Annotated in this window: 17 protein-coding genes; 9 read left to right on the top strand and 8 right to left on the bottom strand. The window is 46.0% G+C overall.

Features of this window, described 5'->3' with window-relative positions; genetic code table 11:
- Nucleotides 1-9: 9 nt before the first annotated feature.
- Entirely contained in the window at nucleotides 10-1,413 is a 1,404-nt protein-coding gene (locus F0261_RS03430; protein WP_171337221.1) for a 5-methyltetrahydrofolate--homocysteine methyltransferase, read from the top strand.
- Between the two features lie 254 nt (nucleotides 1,414-1,667).
- Here F0261_RS03430 and F0261_RS03425 read toward each other — a convergent pair whose 3' ends face one another.
- Together F0261_RS03425 and F0261_RS03420 are read right to left on the bottom strand one after the other, a co-directional pair.
- Entirely contained in the window at nucleotides 1,668-2,090 is a 423-nt protein-coding gene (locus tag F0261_RS03425; protein WP_171337220.1) for a DUF4440 domain-containing protein, read from the bottom strand.
- 321 nt (nucleotides 2,091-2,411) lie between these two features.
- A complete protein-coding gene (locus F0261_RS03420) occupies nucleotides 2,412-2,588 on the bottom strand; it encodes a hypothetical protein (protein ID WP_171337219.1) in 177 nt (58 codons plus the stop codon).
- A 114-nt stretch (nucleotides 2,589-2,702) separates the two neighbouring features.
- Here F0261_RS03420 and F0261_RS03415 point away from each other — a divergent pair, with 114 nt between their 5' ends.
- Nucleotides 2,703-3,485 (top strand): sulfite exporter TauE/SafE family protein, encoded by a 783-nt coding sequence (locus F0261_RS03415; RefSeq protein ID WP_171337218.1) that lies wholly within the window; start codon nucleotides 2,703-2,705, stop codon nucleotides 3,483-3,485.
- Nucleotides 3,486-3,640: 155 nt separating this feature from the next.
- Here F0261_RS03415 and F0261_RS03410 read toward each other — a convergent pair whose 3' ends face one another.
- The 3 genes from F0261_RS03410 to F0261_RS03400 form a co-directional block, all read right to left on the bottom strand.
- On the bottom strand, nucleotides 3,641-5,758 hold the full coding sequence (locus F0261_RS03410) for a TonB-dependent siderophore receptor (RefSeq protein WP_171337217.1): 2,118 nt from the start codon (nucleotides 5,756-5,758) through the stop codon (nucleotides 3,641-3,643).
- Between the two features lie 71 nt (nucleotides 5,759-5,829).
- The gene (locus tag F0261_RS03405; RefSeq protein ID WP_232306431.1) at nucleotides 5,830-6,198 is read right to left on the bottom strand and encodes a hypothetical protein; all 369 of its coding nucleotides are present in this window, start codon (nucleotides 6,196-6,198) and stop codon (nucleotides 5,830-5,832) included.
- 109 nt (nucleotides 6,199-6,307) lie between these two features.
- Nucleotides 6,308-7,588, bottom strand: a complete 1,281-nt coding sequence (locus tag F0261_RS03400) for a sigma-54-dependent Fis family transcriptional regulator (RefSeq protein WP_171337267.1) — start codon at nucleotides 7,586-7,588, stop codon at nucleotides 6,308-6,310.
- 155 nt (nucleotides 7,589-7,743) lie between these two features.
- Between F0261_RS03400 and F0261_RS03395 the strand changes: the two genes are divergently transcribed.
- The 6 genes from F0261_RS03395 to F0261_RS03370 all read left to right on the top strand — a co-directional run bounded on the left by F0261_RS03395 (nucleotide 7,744) and on the right by F0261_RS03370 (nucleotide 15,132).
- Nucleotides 7,744-8,349, top strand: a complete 606-nt coding sequence (locus F0261_RS03395; protein WP_014980599.1) for a DUF3365 domain-containing protein — start codon at nucleotides 7,744-7,746, stop codon at nucleotides 8,347-8,349.
- 328 nt (nucleotides 8,350-8,677) lie between these two features.
- Nucleotides 8,678-10,258, top strand: coding sequence for a cytochrome ubiquinol oxidase subunit I (locus F0261_RS03390; protein ID WP_171337216.1), 1,581 nt, complete (start codon nucleotides 8,678-8,680; stop codon nucleotides 10,256-10,258).
- The gene (gene cydB, locus F0261_RS03385; RefSeq protein ID WP_014980597.1) at nucleotides 10,255-11,391 is read left to right on the top strand and encodes a cytochrome d ubiquinol oxidase subunit II; all 1,137 of its coding nucleotides are present in this window, start codon (nucleotides 10,255-10,257) and stop codon (nucleotides 11,389-11,391) included. The genes F0261_RS03390 and cydB overlap by 4 nt, the downstream gene beginning before the upstream one ends.
- Nucleotides 11,392-11,401: 10 nt before the next feature.
- Nucleotides 11,402-11,515, top strand: a complete 114-nt coding sequence (gene cydX / locus F0261_RS03380; RefSeq protein ID WP_012519975.1) for a cytochrome bd-I oxidase subunit CydX — start codon at nucleotides 11,402-11,404, stop codon at nucleotides 11,513-11,515.
- 172 nt (nucleotides 11,516-11,687) lie between these two features.
- Nucleotides 11,688-13,553: an ATP-binding cassette domain-containing protein gene (locus tag F0261_RS03375; protein ID WP_367613847.1), complete on the top strand. Its 1,866-nt coding sequence runs from the start codon at nucleotides 11,688-11,690 to the stop codon at nucleotides 13,551-13,553.
- Entirely contained in the window at nucleotides 13,543-15,132 is a 1,590-nt protein-coding gene (locus F0261_RS03370) for an ATP-binding cassette domain-containing protein (RefSeq protein WP_171337215.1), read from the top strand. The genes F0261_RS03375 and F0261_RS03370 overlap by 11 nt, the downstream gene beginning before the upstream one ends.
- A gap of 19 nt (nucleotides 15,133-15,151) precedes the next feature.
- On the opposite strand, the gene F0261_RS03365 is transcribed toward F0261_RS03370, so the two are convergent.
- From F0261_RS03365 to F0261_RS03355, 3 genes are read right to left on the bottom strand one after another with little or no spacing between them, the layout of a single operon-like run.
- Nucleotides 15,152-16,720 (bottom strand): sugar porter family MFS transporter, encoded by a 1,569-nt coding sequence (locus tag F0261_RS03365; RefSeq protein ID WP_171337214.1) that lies wholly within the window; start codon nucleotides 16,718-16,720, stop codon nucleotides 15,152-15,154.
- Between the two features lies 1 nt (nucleotide 16,721).
- A complete protein-coding gene (locus tag F0261_RS03360) occupies nucleotides 16,722-17,723 on the bottom strand; it encodes a LacI family DNA-binding transcriptional regulator (protein ID WP_014980593.1) in 1,002 nt (333 codons plus the stop codon).
- 18 nt (nucleotides 17,724-17,741) lie between these two features.
- Nucleotides 17,742-19,100, bottom strand: a complete 1,359-nt coding sequence (locus F0261_RS03355) for a GH1 family beta-glucosidase (protein WP_171337213.1) — start codon at nucleotides 19,098-19,100, stop codon at nucleotides 17,742-17,744.
- 205 nt (nucleotides 19,101-19,305) lie between these two features.
- On the opposite strand from F0261_RS03355, the gene F0261_RS03350 reads away from it, so the two are divergent.
- Nucleotides 19,306-20,568 carry a sugar MFS transporter gene (locus F0261_RS03350; protein WP_014980591.1) on the top strand — a complete coding sequence of 421 codons (1,263 nt, stop codon included), beginning with the start codon at nucleotides 19,306-19,308 and terminating at the stop codon, nucleotides 20,566-20,568.
- The last annotated feature ends 6 nt before the right edge of the window (nucleotides 20,569-20,574 follow it).

Below are 20,574 nucleotides of genomic sequence, written 5' to 3'. Positions count from 1 at the left end.
GATACACACATGAAAAATAGACTAGTACTAAGCGCCATAGCCAGCGCACTTTTGCTTGCAGGCTGTGGTGATGCAGAAACCAATATCGTAGAGCTGGACCCTATTGAGGTGCCAGAGGATGATCACGACCACGACCACGACCACGACCACGACCACGACGATCACGACTCAGACTATGAAATTGAAAGTGAAGGCAGATTGGTTGTTGCCGATGCTGCTTCAAATACGCTCACTGTCTTTGATCTAGATGATAATTCAGTACTTGATACGTTTTCTGCAACCTTTGATGGAAGCAGTGTAAGCGCCTCTGCAGACTATCGCTTTGCAGTCATCAACAGCCGAGCAAACGGCTTAACTGAGTTTCTTGATGGTGGATTATGGCGAGAAGATCACGTAGAGCACCTGCACGACTATGAAGAAGCCCCAAGTCTGTCTGGTTTCACACTTGAAGGTAGTCAACCAACTCACGTAGTAACACACGACGGTCAGCTTGCTGTGTTTTACGACGGAAATGCGGATACCAGCATGCCGGCAGCGGTAAAAGTGGTAACTGATACCCAAATTGCCAGTGAAATTACAGAAGTTCCTACTTTGGAATTTACTGTAAATATGCACGGTGTCGCCGAACCGCGTGGAGACATGCTAATTAGTACTGTACGTCGTGATGATGCAGAGTCTCGTTCTGCTAACCCAATCTTGCCAGACAGCGTTGCGGTATATCACTGGCATGATGGCGAGTACGAAGAAGAGCAACGCTTTGATGGCGAGTGTGCTGATTTACATGGCGCCGCTCAAAACGAAATCGCTGTGGCATTTGGCTGTAGCGACGGCGTATTAATTCTCAACGAAGATGATGAGGTATTTACCAGCGCGTTTATTGACAACATTGATGAGCTTGGCGATCTGCGCATTGGCACAATGTATGGACATGATCACGCAGAAGCGTTTATTGGTATTGCTTCACAGCACGGCGGTGGCAGCGCCATCTTGGCCAATGTGTCGCCTGTAACTAGCACAATGAGCGTGATAGACTGGCAGCCAGGGACTGACGCTCATGCAGTGTCATACGGTTTCTCAATGGGCGGTGAATTCTTTGTTATTTTAGATGACAAAGGTTTTGTAACACTGCTAGAAGCGCATGCAGAAGATGGTGACACTCACTGGGAATTCGCGCACAAAATTGATGTGGCCAGTGCCAGCGCGGCAAACCTAACGGATGACCAGTCATTTAGCATGGCAGCATCACAACATGAAGAAGCCTTGTTTGTTGTTGATCCTGTTGCGCAAGCTATCCTTGCTGTTGATTTGGAAGCCGAGACCACGGAAACCTTGCTTGAACTGGACTTTGAGCCTGCAGGTGCAGTTTGGCTAGGTATTGCTGAAGAACACGAGCACGACGATCACGACCACTAATCAGATGTAGTGCTTTGCAAAATGCTAACAAGCATTTAGATCGCAGATGATAACTAGGGGCATAGCAATATGCCCCTATTTTTGTGAATCTTTCATACTCATTTTACACTCACTTACACTCACTTACACTCACTTACACTCACTCAATTTTTGGTTAGCTGAACCCTCACTCCTTCTGTACCTTATTTAAGAAATCGTCTGCCCCCAATTTACCTACTTCCGCTTTTGACTCTGATCTTGTGGATTAAAGAGAATCACGCAAAATCTAACAAGTCAGTACCGAAGAAGTTATCGATGACACAGCGCCATTCTCCACTTGCATCCCTTTGCAGAACATAAACGGCGCGCTTGCCCTCGCAGGGTAGTGCGTTGGGGGTAGCTTTTGGCACAAGGTAAAGTTTGGCGACGACTAGCGCTACGTCACCGGCCTGTATAACCCGTTCATCTCCGGTTGTTACAAAATGGTCGGGCATGAATTTCTTTTGAAATTTAAGCAGGGCATCAACGCAGTCGCGCTGCGTGGCATGTTCTTCAGCGGCTTGGTTTTGCGTTGAGTTGGACATAGGGGTCGCGACCACTGTTGCATCGCTAGCATAACATTGGGATAAGGCGTCTTTATCGCCGCGGTTTACTGCGTCATGCAACTGTTGTAACACGTGAGATATTGGATTGTTCATGGCTGTCGTTCCGTTATTTTTACCGCAAGACGAGCCAATAAAAAACCCGCCTTTGCGGCGGGTTTAGTGAATTCTATTTACGCACTAGCTAACCCGCCCATTCCTTAGAATAGCGAGAATAATAATCAGCGCAGACGCTGAGTAAGCAGTATGTGTATTCGTGTTTTTAGGCATCGTGTTTAAAAACAAATTGCTGCTAGTGAGTAATTTATGAGCTGAGTATCCTGTTCACCAAAGAGAAAGTCAATGGTTTTTTCAGGCGAACAAGTTAGCCACGTATGGTCAGGCGGATAAGCGGTGAGAATTGGGATTAATGCCAGTTTAGGCTTCAAATATGGTTATGCGAATAGTGGAGCCCTGCTTTAAACATTCATAGATGTCTTCATCAGTAAAGCCACTGTTATGGAGAATTTGCCTGGCAACACGCTTGGCATCTTTTGTACTATTCCTGTCACTTAATATTTGAAGTGCTTTGTTTAAGTAATTAACTGAAGGCATGATAAAAACCTCATGTGCCACACTGTATCGCTGCTTATTTATTGAACGAATAAAGGTGGCGTTGTGATCACTGAAACGTCGTAAGGCAACATAAATTATGGTGGAGTTTAAATCTTGAGTTTACTTTATAGTTGGTTAACGGCTAATGATGCGTTGTCGATGTCAACGTCAGTGGTGCTTGTTGTCACATCATTCTTTACGTCTATGATGACAGCAACATTAGGTATTGGCGGCGGCGTGTTATTACTTGCTGTAATGGCTGGTACTGTGCCGGTTAGTGCGTTGATCCCCGTTCACGGGTTAGTGCAGCTTGGTTCTAATGGGAACCGTGCACTAATGACGGCGAAGCATATCGACTGGACTATGCTGAAATATTTTTCTCTAGGCGCAATCGTCGGCGCTTTCTTAGCGTCGTTTATTGTGGTTCAGCTGTCGCTCGTTATCATTCAGTTTGCAGTTGCCGCATTCATTTTATTTTTAGTGTGGGGGAGTAAACCCAAAGCACAAGAAATGAGGCCCGCGGGTAGAACGTTGGCGGGGTTGGTGACCACCCTGGTATCAATGTTTGTAGGTGCCACAGGGCCTTTGGTGGCGGCATTTGTACACCGAAATAATTACAGCAAAATGCAGATAACCGGCACGTTTGCCAGCTGTATGACACTTCAGCACGGTCTCAAAGCGTTTGTTTTTACCTTTGTAGGGTTTTCTTTTGCGCAGTGGGCAGGGCTTATCATTATTATGATTACCAGTGGTGCGCTCGGCACGTTTTTCGGCTTGAAGGTATTAAAGCGTGTGCCGGCCGATAAGTTTATGCTGGCGTTCAAGATAGTAGTGACCTTGTTGGCCCTGCGCTTACTATGGCAGGCATTCTCAACCTTATTTCCCGCTGTAATCTGACACAGTTCTTTACCTTCAAAATACTTACGTTAGTGCGCAAGTTTTCATTTCTAGCGTTCAAAACGGCATGTGTACCAGACATTACGAGTAGATAAACCAGCGAAGGAGAATCACTGGTTTATCTTCATGCCTTTTGGAGTTTGAGTTTTAAACGGTTAGAACCTGTAGCTCAGCGATAAATGCCACTCTCGTCCCGCAGCGGGTACTCGCTCACCTACTACAACATCAGTATTCATCACGCGGTTAATTCCGGCAGTGTGCGGGGCGTAGTGTTTATCAAACAGGTTATGAACGGTTGCCGTTACCTGAAGGTTTGAATGTGCATTATCTATAAGGGTGAAAAGCCCCGTAATATGCACCAATCCATATCCAGCGGTAGTGTTTTCACTTTGTAGCGCTGAAACGTGGTTTTGTGCTCCTGCCAATTCTGACGTTAATTGGAGTGCCATTGGCGCATCAAGCAGCTGTGTGTCCCACTGAATGGTGGTGATCAGCTGTTCGGGGGCAATACGAAACAACGCATCGTCGATATCGTCGCGATTACCGTGCTGAACACTTGCTACTGCGTTAAGCTTCACGTTATCAAACACGTTACCCGAAACAGTAAGATCTGCCCCTTTGATTACGGCGTCTGTATTAGTCCATTGAAATGGTGTTGTGCCTGCCATCATGGTAGAGACCATATTGGCAGCCATATTCATGCTGGGAGAACCAGTAATATAGTCTTCAATATCTTGATAAAAGAGGCGAGGAGAAACTGACCAGCTTTTGAAACGGTAATCAAGACCTACATCTATTTGGCGTGCAGTTTCGTTGTCTAGAGCCAAGTTTCCAATGTAGTTAAACCCGTCTGCCATTCCCCCAGAAATACCAAGAGGCAGCCACGTATAGCGTTCGAAGTAAGTAGGGGCACGGTTTTTCTGCGATATGCCAAGGACAACATCGACATTGTCGCTGGCGTGATATCGCGTGCTAGCGGCAATATCTAACATGTTATAGCTCTTACTGCGTTCTGCCGCGTTGAAATCATCAACGAGTGAAGCAATGGCAGGGTTCATCATAACCATATTAGAACCGGCTAGCCCGGCATCCATGTCAACACGTGTATATCGGGTACCAATTGTTGTTGAAAAAGATGCTTTATCTCGCTGCCATTCTGCGTATACGCTGGCTGTGTCTTTTTCTACGTTGGTAAAGTTATCAACGAAGAACATGCCGTTATTAGGGTTGGTGATGGTCGAGTTATTCCTGCTGTGGTGCAGATAGGCACCCAGTTTGAGGTCACCTTCATAAAATGGCATTACATAGGTGGCATCTACACCTTGAGCAATAGCATCAGCGTTATTCTCTCTCGCCATGTCGGCAGACATCACCATGCGTTGTGAGAAGTTGTCCATGGCATGTTGGTTGCTGTTGCCAAACCAGCTTAACGTGAAGAACTCCCTATCGTTTGCGTTATAGCGATAGCCCAGTCGATACCAAGCGGCATCAATAAAACCAATGTCCATGGCTAAAGCAGGCGTGCCGCTTTCGTTAGTATTAAGTTGCTGATAACTCACATCGACTTGGTGATTGCCCCACTCGACTCCCGCCCTAAACTTACCGCCATTTCTTTGGTAATGGCTGTTTGGTATAACACTGTTATCTCCCGACTCTTGTTCGTCGCGCTGCTGATGAGTGAAGGCGCCGCTAACAAAAGCCTGCTCACTCTTGTAAAACACATTGCCTTGGTATTGCTGACCGCTCCCCGGAGATATTGCGCTGGCACTTACGCTACCGCTAAAGCCTGTATTCAAGTCAAAAAGTGCTGAGGCATCAGAGTGAATGCGAAGCTTTCCGCCTAGCGTCTGCACACCAGCACTTACTGGCACAATCCCCCGGTAAAGGGTGGCGGTCAGTCCTGGCTCTGGCAGCACATGAGAAAGGGGCGAGTCCATGGCGTTTGGTCCTGCTCCAGCAATATCAACGCCATCAATGCTTACGCCAACTCGGTCACCGTAAAGTCCTCTATACTGAATAAGTCCGGTGACTGGGCCGTTTCGAGATATCGACACGCCAGGTAATGTGGCAAGCTGATCGCCAAAGTCAGCGTCAATATTGCTGGTAGCACTAACAGACTCTTGCTCGATATTTTGCGTGCTAAGGGAAAGCGGTGTGCCAATAACGGTGACCACTTCTGTCGAAGTGTTATCGGCCAAGTCGATGGTGTTTGCGTAAATGTGTACGGGCGCGCACGCAGTGAATACGGCAAGCGCAATGATAGATTGCTTCATAACAATTCCATTTTAAAAAACGAGTGTTGTGCATGGTGAAGGCATGCATGTTCAGTGTGTTTTGGAGGTTGTTATGCGTGTGGTGGGGCACGACTTAGCGGCGCCGCGTAAGCAAAATCTGTAAAGGGCTTAGCCGCTAAACGCGCGACTAAAGCGCGATAGCGAACCAGCGATAGTAAAGGTAATGTGGCATGTAGTGGCTCGTCAACCTGAGGTAAGTCGGCTAACGTACCATTGGTACAGTCAACATGCTCGGCGGGTGCTTTGTGCAGTTCGGGGCTAACAAAAACGAACTCACCTTCAAATTCAGTGGCGCTAATTGAAATGTAGCGCATAGTCTTGCCAGTACAAATAAGTTCAATATCTTCACCTACAAACGCACGTGCTTGCTGCATAGTATGGGCAGCAAGGCCAAGTGCTAATGCATTCTGCAAAAGCATACAAAGGCAAAGTGTTAGTGTAAGTAGGCGTCTTAGAGTCATTTTTCTTTATCTGGTTAGCGCCTTTTTATCATAGCCTGCGTTTTGGTAATTTTTCTACCTATTATTTTTAAGTATCACCAACCCCCGCTTTTTTCAGCTTTCTGTAAAGTGTACGGGTACTCACTCCCAGCGCTTGTGCAAGTTGCTGGGTATCGCCTTCAAAAGACGTGTAAACCTGACGTAAGTATTGGCGTTCCAATTCGTCTAAGGTCACAACGTTAGCGTGAGATGAAGAGGCATCATTGATAGCATCAGAGCTTATGTTATCGAGCTCGGGTAAGTCTGTATCGTAAATAACGCTTTCATCAGCCAGTAAAATAGCTTGGTCTACAATGTTTTTTAGTTCGCGAATATTGCCTGGGAACGGGTAGTTGGTTAGTTTTTCTAGCGCGTTTTTATGAAACCGTTTTTTCTCTTTGGACATTGCCAAAAAGTGAGCGGCTATCAGTGCTATATCTGATTTTCTTTGTCGTAAAGAAGGGAGGTTGATAGGAAAACCGGCAATGCGGTAGTAGAGGTCCTGTCTGAATTCGCCCGTTTCCACCATATGCTTTAGATTTTTGTGTGATGCACACACTAAACGAAAATCAGCCTTTTTAGACACTGTGCTTCCTACAGGCCGATAAGTTTGAGACTCGAACAGCCGCAGAAGCTTTACTTGTGTTGAAAGTGGGATATCGCCGACTTCATCAAAAAACAATGTGCCGCCTTCCGCTGCTTCTACGAGCCCTTTCTTATTTGTGGTTGCGCCTGTAAATGCCCCTTTTTCATAACCGAATAGTTCGCTTTCAAGCAGCGTGTCGGACATGCCGGTACACTCGATGACAACAAATGGTTTGCCAGCACGGTGACTACTCGAGTGAAGTGCTTGGGATACCAGCTCTTTACCCGTGCCGGTTTCGCCAAACAGTAGTACTGAAATATCTGAGTTAGCGGCGCGATTTATTTTGTTGAGCATTGCTTTAAATGCCTCTGATTCGCCGACCATCTTTCCTGCTGAAGGTCGGTTTGAGGCAAACGACAGCTTATCAAGTATTTCCAAGAAACCTAATAATTCTCCGCTACCGTCGAAGATCGGGCGCATGAGGATGTCGCAGTAGCTTTGACCCTCACTGGTGGTATGAACGTGTACTACGCTAGCCGCTCGTCCTGTGGCTTTACTCTCTTGCATGGGGCAATGCTCGCCGCACTTATCGCAAGGTTTGCTGTTGCGGTGAGAGACTTGATAGCAGGTACTAAAGCCAAGCTTTATATCCACAGGGTAGGTGTCTCTGTAGGGCTGGTTGACAGCTTCAATAACGTAGCTTGGGTTAATGAAGATTGCGGGTTTATCTATCGCATCTATCATCGCTTGTACTATGGATATATTCATGGGTGGCTGAATATTAGTTTGTTCTAATTTGATTTTGGCAATTTATCATATTGGCATAGAGCTTGTTCACTGTTTGAGACAAACGGCAATACTTCGGTAGCAACTCATTCAATTCCAAGGAGAGTTTTATAATGAAAAATGGCGTAATGCTGGTGGCGATAAGCTTATTGGCAAGTAGTGCTCATTCATTGGCAGATACAGCGACTGCCAATGAGAAACAAAGTGAAAATAGTGCCCAAGAGAAAGTCAAAGAAGCGCGATTACACGCAAAAGCACTGGGAGGCGCGCTAAAGTCACGATTACAGCAAGCAATTCAATCCGGAGGGCTAGAGGCTGGTGTTAACGAATGCCAGATTGCAGCGGCTCCTATTGCTCAGGCGCTTAGTCAAAACGGGTGGGAGGTCGGGCGTACCGCCCTGAAAGTAAGGAACCCAAACAATGCGGCAGATCAATGGGAGCGTGAGCAGTTAGTATGGTTTTCACAATTACTGACCAAAGCTAAGCAAGACAATTTGACCCCTAAAAGACCCCTTGAAACTTATCAATACGATAGCGAAAGCGGTAAGTTTAGATACATGATGGCTATTGAACAAGGTCAGGTATGCATGGCATGCCATGGAGCTAATGTGGCACCTTCAGTAAAACAATCCATTTTAAAGCACTATCCCAACGATCAAGCTACAGGGTTCGATTTGGGAGAATTACGAGGCGCGTTCACACTCTCATATACCCCTTAACTTTTCCTTATGCTCCACTTTTTGACATTCGGCTAAGCAGCCTTTCTCTTGTGCCATATTTGTCACCTAAATGACAAATATGGCGAATGTATCGCCACCAATTGTTGCGTTGGATCAATAAGCCACACGCTCGGTCGTGGAATAATTTATCTGCACAGTACGAAAATACCGCCGTTTATCGGTAATTGCGCTTTAGCAGCCAAATTACTGATGTATGGCATAAACCGTGCTCTTGCCATGCGGCATATTCATGTGTTCATCACTGAATTTTAAACCACTTTTTCTGCTAAGCGTTTAACGCGCACACGAAATACAAGGGAGATAACCCATGAGCGATACGTTAATAGAACTATCGCGGTGGCAATTTGCATTAACTGCAATGTTCCACTTTATATTTGTACCCTTAACTTTGGGGCTTAGTTTCTTACTTGCCATTATGGAGTCGGTCTATGTGATGACAGGTAAAGAGATATACAAGCAAATGACCCAGTTTTGGGGAAAGCTGTTTGGTATTAACTTTGCCATTGGGGTCGCCACAGGCTTAACCATGGAATTCCAGTTCGGCATGAACTGGTCATACTATTCCCACTATGTCGGCGATATCTTTGGCGCGCCTTTAGCTATTGAAGGGCTTATGGCCTTCTTCTTGGAGTCTACTTTTGTGGGCCTGTTCTTTTTTGGCTGGGACAAAATGTCTAAGGTGAAGCACCTTATGGCTACTTGGTTAGTTGCCATTGGTTCTAACTTCTCAGCACTTTGGATCCTAATCGCTAATGGTTGGATGCAATATCCAGTAGGCGCTGAATTTAACTTTGAAGCGATGCGTATGGAAATGACCAGCTTCGCTGACGTTATTTTTAACCCTGTAGCACAGGTTAAGTTCGTTCATACGGTTTCAGCAGGTTACGTGACCGGCGCCATGTTTGTATTGGCAATCTCTAGCTACTATCTACTAAACCACAAGCATATTGCGTTTGCCCGTCGTTCGTTTGCGATTGCAGCCAGCTTTGGCTTAGCTTCAACTTTGTCAGTTATTGTTTTAGGTGACGAAAGTGGCTATGAACTTGGTGACGTGCAAAAAGTGAAATTAGCTGCAGTTGAAGCTGAATACGAGACCCACCCTGCGCCAGCACCGTTCACGGTTTTTGGTATACCCAACGATGAAAAAGAAGAAACTGAATACGCCCTTCAGATTCCGTGGGCAATGGGCATTATTGCTACTCGCTCGTTAACCGAAGAAGTCAAAGGTATTAAGGATCTTAAAGAAGAGAATCGCGAGCGTATTTTAAGCGGCATCAAAGCTTATGAAGTGCTTGATGATGTAAGAAATGGTACCGCAACAGCTGAGCAGCGCGCGGCCTTTGAAGCCAATAAAGACAGTCTTGGCTACGCCATGCTGCTTGAGCCCTACACAGACGATATGTCAAACCCATCAGACACAGCCATTCAACAAGCCGTTGACTACAGCATTCCACCGGTGGCCCCGCTATTTTGGAGTTTCCGAATTATGGTTGCCGCAGGCTTTATTATGCTTGCTCTGTTCTTGTGTGCATTTTATTACAGCACAAAGCATAAAATCACCAAGCCTCGCTGGCTACTAAGAGGCGCTCTTTATGGTTTGCCACTTCCTTGGGTGGCCTGTGAAGCTGGCTGGTTCGTTGCTGAATATGGTCGTCAGCCATGGTCTATTGCAGAAGTATTGCCGGTGCATACCTCAGTGTCTAACCTGGCGATTAGCGATGTGGTAACCACTATTGTTGCCTATACCGTCTTCTACACAGCAATGTTCATCATTGGCTTTTACCTAATGAAAAAATTCGCGAAGAAAGGTCCTGTGCCTCCTGAAGATACAAAGACTGAAACTGAGCTTGATCTTATTGACCTTGATGAGCAAGGAGCAAAAGCATGATTGATTATGAACTGTTACGCGTCATTTGGTGGTGCTTAGTTGGCGTGCTGCTAATTGGGTTCGCCGTAACTGACGGCTTCGACTTAGGGGTGGGCGCTTTGCTTACCCTTATCGGAAAAAATGACAAAGAACGTCGTGTGATGATTAACACCGTTGGACCTCATTGGGACGGAAATCAGGTGTGGTTTATTACCGCTGGTGGCGCCATCTTTGCGGCGTGGCCAATGATTTATGCGACGGCGTTTTCCGGTTTTTACCTTGCTTTGGCTTTAACGTTAATTGCCCTATGGATGCGTCCTATTGGTTTTGATTACCGCAGTAAATTACCTAACCCACAGTGGCGCAAAGCCTGGGACTGGGCGCTTTTTGCTGGTGGTATTATTCCGTCGCTCATCTTTGGCGTGGCGTTTGGTAACCTGCTATTAGGTGTGCCATTCGAGCTAGATAGCACCCTTAAATCAACCTATACAGGTTCGTTCTTTGGTTTGCTAACGCCTTTTGCTTTGGTGAGCGGATTACTGTCAGTGGCTATTTTACTTAACCACGGTGCGACCTGGTTACAAATGAAAACCGATGGTTTTATTGAAGTTAGAGCCCGCGCCGTGTCCGTAGTATTGAGCCTTGTAGGTGTAGCCTTGTTTGTTATTGCAGGTTTTTGGGTAGCATTTGGCTTAGATGGCTTTGTGATTACCTCTGCGGTAGACACTATTGCTACATCGAACCCGCTTAAGAAAGAGGTAGCTATTGAAGCGGGCGCTTGGATGAGCAATTACAGCAAATATCCTTTCATGGTGGTAGCCCCTGTATTAGGTGTAGTAGCTGGTCTTGCCTGCGCGTTCTTCTCTAAGAAAGGCAATCCGGGTATGGCGTTCGTATCAAGTGCACTGTTTATCGCTGGCGTAATTTTAACTGCGGGCTTTTCAATGTTCCCGTTCTTAATGCCTAGCATCACAATGCCAGAAGCTAGCCTTACCGTATGGGATGCAACGTCTAGTCACATGACGCTAAACGTTATGTTCATCGTTGCCTGTATCTTTGTGCCCATTGTACTGAGCTATACCGCTTATAGCTTTTACGTGATGCGTGGTCGTATCAAAAATGATGACCTCGACCAATCTCACACTATCTATTAAGGAGATATTTATGTGGTATTTCGCTTGGATATTAGGTGTTTTACTGGCGTGCTCTTTCGGCATTATTAATGCGATGTGGTTGGAAGCAACGGAAAACATGGATAGACCCGAAGACCAAGAGTAGAAGTAGGCTGGCCGCAAGGAAACGTCGTGAACTCGTCCATGGGGGCTCTTAAGCAGCGTCCCTGCCGCTGAGGGTTCTTGCAGCCAGCCCACCACCACTTGGAAAAGAATGCAAAAGAAATGCGAAATTTGCTCTCATTACTAAGTAACGCAAAAGAAGAGTCAAAACCACAGTGATCAAAGAAAAAGTTCCCAACCGGCAAACGCTTAATGCGTGGTGCAATAAGATGGATAAGGCGCAGTCGCTTGGCTTGCGCACTTCGCTTATGGCGCAAGTAGTGGTTAAGTGTTTGTCGCTTTTTTCTTTGATTATTGGGTTCTATTATTTTTCACATATTGCTCATGACTGGGTAGTAAACCAGACTCCTGCAACAGCGAGTGATGTCACAGGACTTGCCGTTTGTTTGGGAATGAATTGGCTGCTACAAGGCGCATTCAATGCCTTATCTAGTAGTGCAAGAATGCAGGTGTTAAACAAGCTCGAACAGCACCTACAACACGTATTCATTGAGCGTCAACATGCGCTTATTCGCCAGCACTCGGTTTACTATTGGCAAACGGTGTGGCTGCAGCACTTACAGGCTTTTGCTGACTGGGCACTTGAATATCGAGTGCAGCAAATGATTGCAGTTGTTGTCCCCTTGTTTGCTTTAGCCGTTATCTTTTATGTGAACCCCGTTATAGGGATTGGCCTATTACTAACATTGCCGGTAGTGCCGCTTTTTATGATCATTGTGGGCAAGGGAGCCGCTGCCCTACATCGAAAGCATTTTATCGCCCTTGAACGTTTGGGAAGTTTATTTACTGATAGGTTAGCCGCGCTGCCGATGCTGGCAAATTATCAGGCGCATCAAAAACAAACAGCCCTGCTTAAAGATGCCAGTGAAAACTTGAATGCGCGAACTATGAAAGTAGTGAGCGTAGCCTTTTTGTCCAACAGCGTGCTCGACTTCTTCGCAACACTCGCAGTTGCACTTACGGCAGTATTTATTGGTTTTTCACTGTTAGGTGAATTGAGTATTGGGCCGGAGATAACGCTCCAGCAAGGCTTATGGATATTGCTGACCGTACCTTTGCTGCTAAGTGAAATGAAAAAGTTGGGGCAGGTATACCATCAGAAGGCGCAAGCAGAAGCAGCCAAAACTGAACTCGCGCCGTTATTCTCGTGCTTCGCGCAAAACCTTGATTGTAGTGCAGTGAATCCGGCTAACACTGCCACATCCCACTATCATTTATCAGAACCCGGTGTATTGCTAACGGCTAACAATCTTAAGGTCTATGACATTAACGCCGGGCAAACTCACTCGCAAAGCTCTTGCGCTACAACGGATGTTAATGAGCCGTCTGTGCTTTTGCACGCTGAATCTCTAGAAGTATCAAAGGGCGACAAAATACTTATTAGCGGGCGCTCAGGTTCGGGTAAAACACTGTTATTAGAAGCCCTAGGTGGTCAAAGACCTAGCACACATACATTCAGTGAACCGGTAATTTGGATAACCCAGCTCCCCGTGATCACGCCAGGTACTGTGCGTGAAAATTTGTGCTTAAACGACACCTATACAGACGACGCGCTTATGAAAGCACTAGAAGCAGTAGAACTTGACGCGTGGCTGTCGTTATTGCCTTACGGGCTTGATACGGTAATGACTGATTATCCGCTACTTTCAGGTGGAGAAGCGCAACGGCTGTCGTTAGCGAGAGCGCTGTTGCGCAAAGACAATATATGGTTACTAGACGAGCCTACAGCCCATTTGCCAGATTCCCAGCATGCAAGATTGGCACAGTTAATTGAACGCTTGGGTAGAGATAAAACACTGATTTGGGCTTCTCACAAAGCACTCCCTGCAAACTGGTTTAACCGCTTTTGGACGGTATCGCGCAGTACGCCCGAACAAGACGTTCTCTTAAAGTCAAAGGCAGGACTTAAAAGCAAGCTGGGCGCAAAACATGAAGGGCACCAACAAGGTTGTAGTAGCGTTGTAGAAACAAGTTTCAAGACGAATGCCAATCAAAAGGAGCGTAGCCTTGATGAAAAGTAAACCGGCTTATCTCACGCTACTGCTTGCTCTTTTACACGGTGTGGCAGGAATAACCATTCTCGTTATTTCTTCGTGGTTTATTGCTATCAGTGCTATTGCACCTGTAGGTTTTAACTACGTTATTCCGGCGGTGGTTATTCGCGCGCTAGCACTACTTCGCATTGCTTCGGGATATGCCAGTATGTGGGTGGGTCATAACGATTTGCTTACCCGTATCGCAGAGGGGCGCTTGCTTGTATTCAGTCAACTTGAAAACAGTAAAATTACCGACAAAGCATTCACAACAGAAGCATTAGCCCAGCATACCGAAACGCTTGCCAGTCGGTGGATTGCTTGGATAGCTCCGCTTTCTAACATCACATTTATATTCACTAACCTTTGCGTTGCTGCGGTATGGTTTGACCTTCCCGGCACCTCGTTTTTACTTACACTTTTTGTTATTTGGCTCTTCATCGTTGTGCTGCAAGGCTTTAGTGGTTTAAACGTTGCGAAAAAAGCGACAAAGGAAAATAAAGTGTTTCGCCAAGAGTCAGCCGACTTTCTCAACTGCAGCGCTTTATGGCACTTAAATAAAACAATGACAGATAAGCCACAGGAAGAGGGTGGGCATGTGATCAATAGTGTGCCGAGTGCTGACAGGGTGTGGCGACAACAAACTGCGCAGAAAGACAAAGCGCAACGCGCGAGCTGGTGGTTTCAAGGCGCGGCATTTTTTGCGGTAGTGTTAGTTATGTCGGGCGCAGTAAGTCCAATATCTGACTTTTCGTATATGCCTATTGCTATTGTTGTGCCCATGATATTGATGGCTGCGCCTGATTGGACTGGTGCAGCTTTTCACAGCATTACCAAGTTTGTACAGCACAAACAAAGCGCGAAAGCCCTTAAGAAGCTCAAAACCTCACCCATTAAAGTACTTGAACGCACCGAACTGCACCATTCACTTACGTTATCTGATTATACTGCCAAAAATAGACGCTTACCTTTGGTCAATGCTACATTCCCAGCCACTGGCATCGTATGTATATCCGGGCCGTCAGGCTGTGGTAAGTCATCTTTGCTTCAGTCAATTGCGGGGGTTGTGCCTTCTACTGGACTTAAAGAAGTGGATGGCATGCGTATACCCGATGGCTTAATTAAAAACTGGCGCTATGTGGAACAAGAGCCAATAGTGCTTTCTGGCAGTGTCTCTTCAAATTTAGACCCTGCCGGAATGGGTATTCCCCTTGATGACATGACTAACCTGTTGGCTCAATTAGGGCTAGAGGCACTGTTGCCTTTGTCTATGTGGGTTGGCAAGGCGGGAAGGGCGCTTTCTGGGGGAGAGCGTAAGCGACTAGCCTTAGCGCGCGCTATTTTATCTCACGCAAAAGTGTTGCTTGTTGATGAACCCTTCGAGGGCTTGGATGTGACTACTCAGCATAAAGTGTGTGAGGTATTAAATCGCTACGCTGCCAACCATCTCATCCTTGTTGCTTCTCACGTTACGCCAAGCGCGTTAAATGTATCATCAACACTATCACTAGATGAAGGGAGTGTTGGTAACCTGAGTAAAGGTCAGCGCCTCAACATGGTCACTTGAACATCAGTGCTGTTTTAAATTATGCACATTGCTCAAATTCTTCTGTGATTTCCTCCAAGGTTCTCCCTTTTGTTTCTGGGAAGAGCTTGGCAACTAAGATCAGACTGACTAAGGCGAACCCGCCGTAGATTGCAAACGTGGCCGCGGCTCCCAAATTAGCCAGCTCCCAAGGAAAGATAACTTGAACAAGAAAGCTGGTGAGTGAATTCACCATGCCCACTAATGAAATAGCCAAAGCGCGGGTTTGATTCGGAAAAATTTCAGCAAGCATCGCCCACATCACAGGGCCAAGGGACATCGCGAACGAAGCAACAAACGCAATGATGCCAAACAATACTAAAGGTGCATTCATATTAATACTGCTAGTTAGCAATGATTGCTGATATGCATCGTATTCGTCGCTGGTAAGTGTGGTCTTTAGCGTGCGCTTAAACTCAACGTCTGAATAGTAAATATCGTTGGTTAGTGGAGTTAGCTTTATTGCCACACTCGGCGCATCTTGGTGTATTTCGTTTATGGCCGTTTGCTGTACTTGATATGTCGCCTGTTTAAAGCCATAGGTACAAATAGACATGCTGATCACTACGCCAGTTAACCCAATAAGTAGCAGCGGTTTTCTTCCCCATTTATCAATAGTTAGCATAGCGACTACGGTAAATGCTACGTTAACCAAGCCAATCCATACAGCCTGCATAAATGCCGCATTGGTACCTACACCGCTTTGTTCAAAAATCGTGGGCGCGTAAAAAAAGATAACGTTAATGCCGGTAATTTGCTGAGCAATGGCAATAATAATGCCGACCATTAACGGAAATCGCATGGCCTTTGCCTTTAGAAAGCCTAGGCGTTCACGAAAAGGCCACGACTTTTCTTTAAGTGAAGACGCTATATCTTCAACAAGAGCGCTGGCTTGGGCTTTGTCGAATAAGCGGTTTATAACCTGTTCGGCTTCCTCGTGTTGGCCTTTGAGTACCAGCCACCTGGGGCTACGCGGAATAGTAAACAGTAAACCAAACCATAGTGCTGCGGGTATAATCTCCAAGCCCAGCATGTAGCGCCACAAATGTGTATCTATACCCCATTCAGCAACCCAACCTGCACCGCTGTTACTCAGCTGCAACAGATAATAGTTGGTGAAATAGGATAGGGCGAAGCCAAATACAATGTTTAGCTGGTTCACCGACACCATTTTGCCTCGGTTTTCTGGGGCGCTTATTTCCGAGATATACAGCGGGGCAATGATCAGCGAACAAAACGCAATGCCGCCAATAAAGCGAGAGAGCACTAATAGTTCGAAATTAGGGGCTAAGGCCGAACCGACAGAAGAAAGCAGGTAAAGGAAAGCGACAAGAATGAGTGCTTTGCGCCTGCCGATAGCGTCGCTAACGCCGCCTGCAAATAGCATGGCTATTAGCGCGCCTAGTGTCGGTGAGCTTACGACGAAGCCTTGCTGCCAATCGCTTAGGTTAAATTCGGCATCGATGAAGCCATTGGCTCCTGCTATTACACTGGCATCGAAGCCAAAAATAAACCCTCCAAGAGAGACAATGAGTGTGTAATACAGCGACGGAGACAGGGCTTTATTCATTTTATAATTTGCCTAATGTGTCCCTATTTACTACTTCGGGTTCAAATAAGTGCTCAATAGGAATAGGGCTTTTTATGTCATAAACATGTTGTAGCACCCAATAAGCAGACATTTCTCCCATAGCGTGAATAGGGTTATTAATTGTAGTGAGTTTTGGATAAAGGTAGCGCGAAAACAGCACATTATCGAAACCGATTATGGAAAGCTGCGAAGGGATATCAAAACCCGATTCTCGTGCAGCTGTCATTGCGCCAGACGCCATTTCGTCGTTCGCGCATACCAAAGCTGTAAAGTGAGGGAATGCCTTTTGAAGATGCTGCATACCCTCTTGGCCTGATGACTCGTGGAAATCGCCTTCAAAGACGCTCGTTTCATCAAAAGTTAGCCCTGCTTCTTGAAGGGCTCTTTTGTGACCTGCCAGACGATCGCTCGCATCCTTTTTAAATAGCGGGCCGCTAATGTACGCAATCTTTTTATGACCAGCATCAATAGCGGTTTTAGTTGCCATGTAACCGCCTCTTTCGTTGTCCACAACAAAGCAATTTTCGTCAAGTTCTTCCACTTTTCGGTTTATCACAACAACGGGGATCTTACTGTCTACTAATGTTTTTAAGTACTCATCAGATACCGCTTCAGCGTGCAGAATTAACGCATCGCAACGGCGGCTTTTTAAAAACTCAATAGCTTCGTGCTCGCGCTTTTCATCCACATGACCGGCGGTAATAATAACGTGCTTACCATTTTGTTTTAGCACATGTTCTACCGTACTCATCAGGTCGCCAAAGTAAGAGCCGTGAAGTTCTGATACGAGCAAACCGACGCTGTTAGTGCGGTTTGACGCAAGAGATTGAGCGATGGCATTGGGTTGATATCCCAACGATGCCATAGCATCCTCTACTTTTTTGCGGGTGCGCTCGCTTACCTTCGCGTTGCCATTCATAACGCGAGAAACGGTAGCTAACGAAACACCTGCGGCCTCTGATACTTGGTAAATTGTTGCCATACGGTTTGGTACTTGTCCTTATTTGATACCGCTAATGTACCCATTTATCCGGCTCTTAACCAGTTTTGAATAAGCCAAAGCGCTTTGTTTTGGCGTACGTTTTTGGGTTTCGTAGTCGACATAAACTATGCCGAAACGCTTTGAATAGCCCAGTGCCCACTCAAAGTTGTCCATTAGGCTCCATGCAAAATATCCGCGTATGTCTACGCCTTTTTCTATTGCCTCATTTACCGCATTTAAATGGGTGTGAAAGTAGGCGGTACGCCCATTGTCCAACACTTCCCCATCTATGAGCTCATCATCCATTGCTGCTCCGTTTTCAGTGATATAAATAGGCGGTAAGTCGTAGCGTTGGTGCAAATCAACAAGCAGCTCGGTAAAGGCATCAGGAGTGATTTCCCAGCCCATTGCGGTTAATTCGGTTGTGGCTGGAGGCACAATTTCAAACCAACCATTGCCATCACTTTGATACACAGTGCGGGTGTAATAATTAATGCCTAAGTAATCGATTGGTTGGCAGATAATAGCCATATCACCTTCCGCAATGTCGGGCTTAACGTCGGGAGCGAGCTTATCGATAATGTCTGGATATTTGCCTTCAATAATAGGTTTTAAATACCATTGGTTTTGGTAATCATCGGCGAGTTTGGCGGCGTGTATGTCTTCCTGTGAATCACTTTTTGTATGGCAATTGCTAAAGTTAAGTACGATACCGTTTTGGCTTTTTGGGCAAATTCGGTTAAGCACCTTCAACGCTAAACCGTGAGCAAGCAATAAGTGATGCGCTGCCTTTCGACCATTTGCCATGCCTGTCTTTCCAGGTGCATGAATGCCTGCCTCATAACCCAAATAGGCTGAACAAAATGGCTCATTTAATGTCGCGTAGGAGTGGACTTTTTCGCCCAACGCGTTTGCTACGGCTTCAGCATATTTTTCGAATGCATAGGCTGTATTGCGATTAAGCCAGCCACCGTTGTCTTCAAGGTGTTGCGGTAAATCCCAGTGATAAAGCGTCACGAACACTTTCATGCCGCGCTTGATAACTTCATTGACTAAGTTTACGTAAAAGCGCATGCCCACTTCGTTTACGCTACCGTCCTGTTTCATCACTCGTGGCCACGAGATAGACAGTCTATAAGCGTCAACACCAAGAGAATCAATTAGCTCTACATCTTGTTTCCACAAATCTATGTGGTTACAGGCAATGTCACCATTAGTGGCATCAGTAATGGCATTTTTCTTTTCGCAGAACGTGTCCCAAATACAATCTAATCTTCCTTTTCTGTCTCCCTCTATTTGGAAACTTGATGTAGCCACACCAAACAAAAAGTCTTTCGACAACATCATTGAATTGGATGGAAGGTTAATTTCTTGCATCGTGGGTATGTCCTGACTATAACAATTTTTTCATATTAACCCTGCGCTAGACAGGGCAAATAACATCATATTTACATTGAATTCGATTACGCTTCGTGTAATTATCTCTTCAATGTAAGCGCTTACAAAATTACTTGCAGTTAGATGTAAGCGCTTTCAAATGTAAATTTATCATTAAATAGAAAAATAGCAACAGAGGTTATTCGTGGACACACCAGTGCAGCCTAATATTTCAAGCGCCCAAGAGGCAGAGGCAAACGGTGGATACCGTTTTGCGCTTATCTCACTCACCACGCTGTTCTTCATGTGGGGTTTTATTACCTGTTTGAATGACATCCTTATTCCTTACTTAAAAGGTGCATTTAACCTTAGCTTCACACAAGCAATGCTGATTCAGTTTTGCTTTTTTAGTGCCTATTTCATTGTGTCACTGCCTGCAGGCATGGTGGTGTCGCGCATTGGTTACCAGAAAGGTATTGTACTTGGGCTCGCTATAGCCTGCGTGGGGTGCTTGCTGTTCTTCCCCGCTGCATCAAGTCAAATATACGGTATTTTTCTGTTAGCTCTTTTTGTATTAGCGTCTGGTATAACCGTACTTCAGGTGTCTGCCAACCCTTATGTAACGGCACTCGGCGACCCTAAAACAGCCTCGTCACGACTCACCATGACCCAAGCATTTAACGCTTTTGGTACAACCGTGGCTCCCTTCTTCGGTTCTTATCTTATATATGGCGCTACAGGAGAGCACGGAGGCGGTACGCCAAGTGCGTCAGACGTGCAAGTGCCTTACCTAATTCTTGCTGCATCACTGCTTCTTCTGGCTCTTATTTTCATGTACTTAAAGCTGCCGAAGCTAAATCACACCAGCGCAAGCACTGGAGTATTTAAAGGAGGTGCATGGCATCACAAGCACCTTGTTTTAGGCGCTGTCGGCATTTTTATGTATGTCGGCGCGGAAGTGGCTATTGGCAGCATGCTAGTGAATTATCTAGCGAGTCCGGCGGTTGGCGGATTAAGTGAGGCAGGGGCGGCCAAGCTACTTGCTTACTACTGGGGAGGCGCGATGGTAGGGCGCTTTATCGGTGCTGTGGTTATGCAAAAAATCTCGGGTGGCTACGTGCTGGCGTTTAACGCTTGTATGGCTATTGCGCTTATTTTGCTATCACTTTCAAGCACAGGAGACATCGCGCTATGGAGCATTTTGGGAGTAGGTTTGTTTAACTCAATCATGTTCCCCACCATTTTTAGCCTTGCACTCCACCAGCTTGGAAAAGACACCCCACAAGGTTCCGGCATTCTTTGTTTAGCCATCGTTGGCGGCGCCATTGTTCCACTTCTACAGGGCATGCTGGCAGACACTATCGGCGTTACTCTGTCATTTTTACTACCCGCTTCTTGCTACCTTTACATTGCCTACTATGGCCTTGTAGGAAGTCGCGTATCTCACATTAATACCACTGAAAAGTAACGAGGA

The sequence above is a fragment of the Alteromonas sp. 07-89-2 genome, from assembly GCF_013113925.1.
GTDB classification, from domain to species: Bacteria; Pseudomonadota; Gammaproteobacteria; order Enterobacterales; family Alteromonadaceae; genus Alteromonas; species Alteromonas macleodii.
Note: the sequence above shows the minus strand (reverse complement) of the source record. Positions and strands in the feature narration are given on the sequence as shown.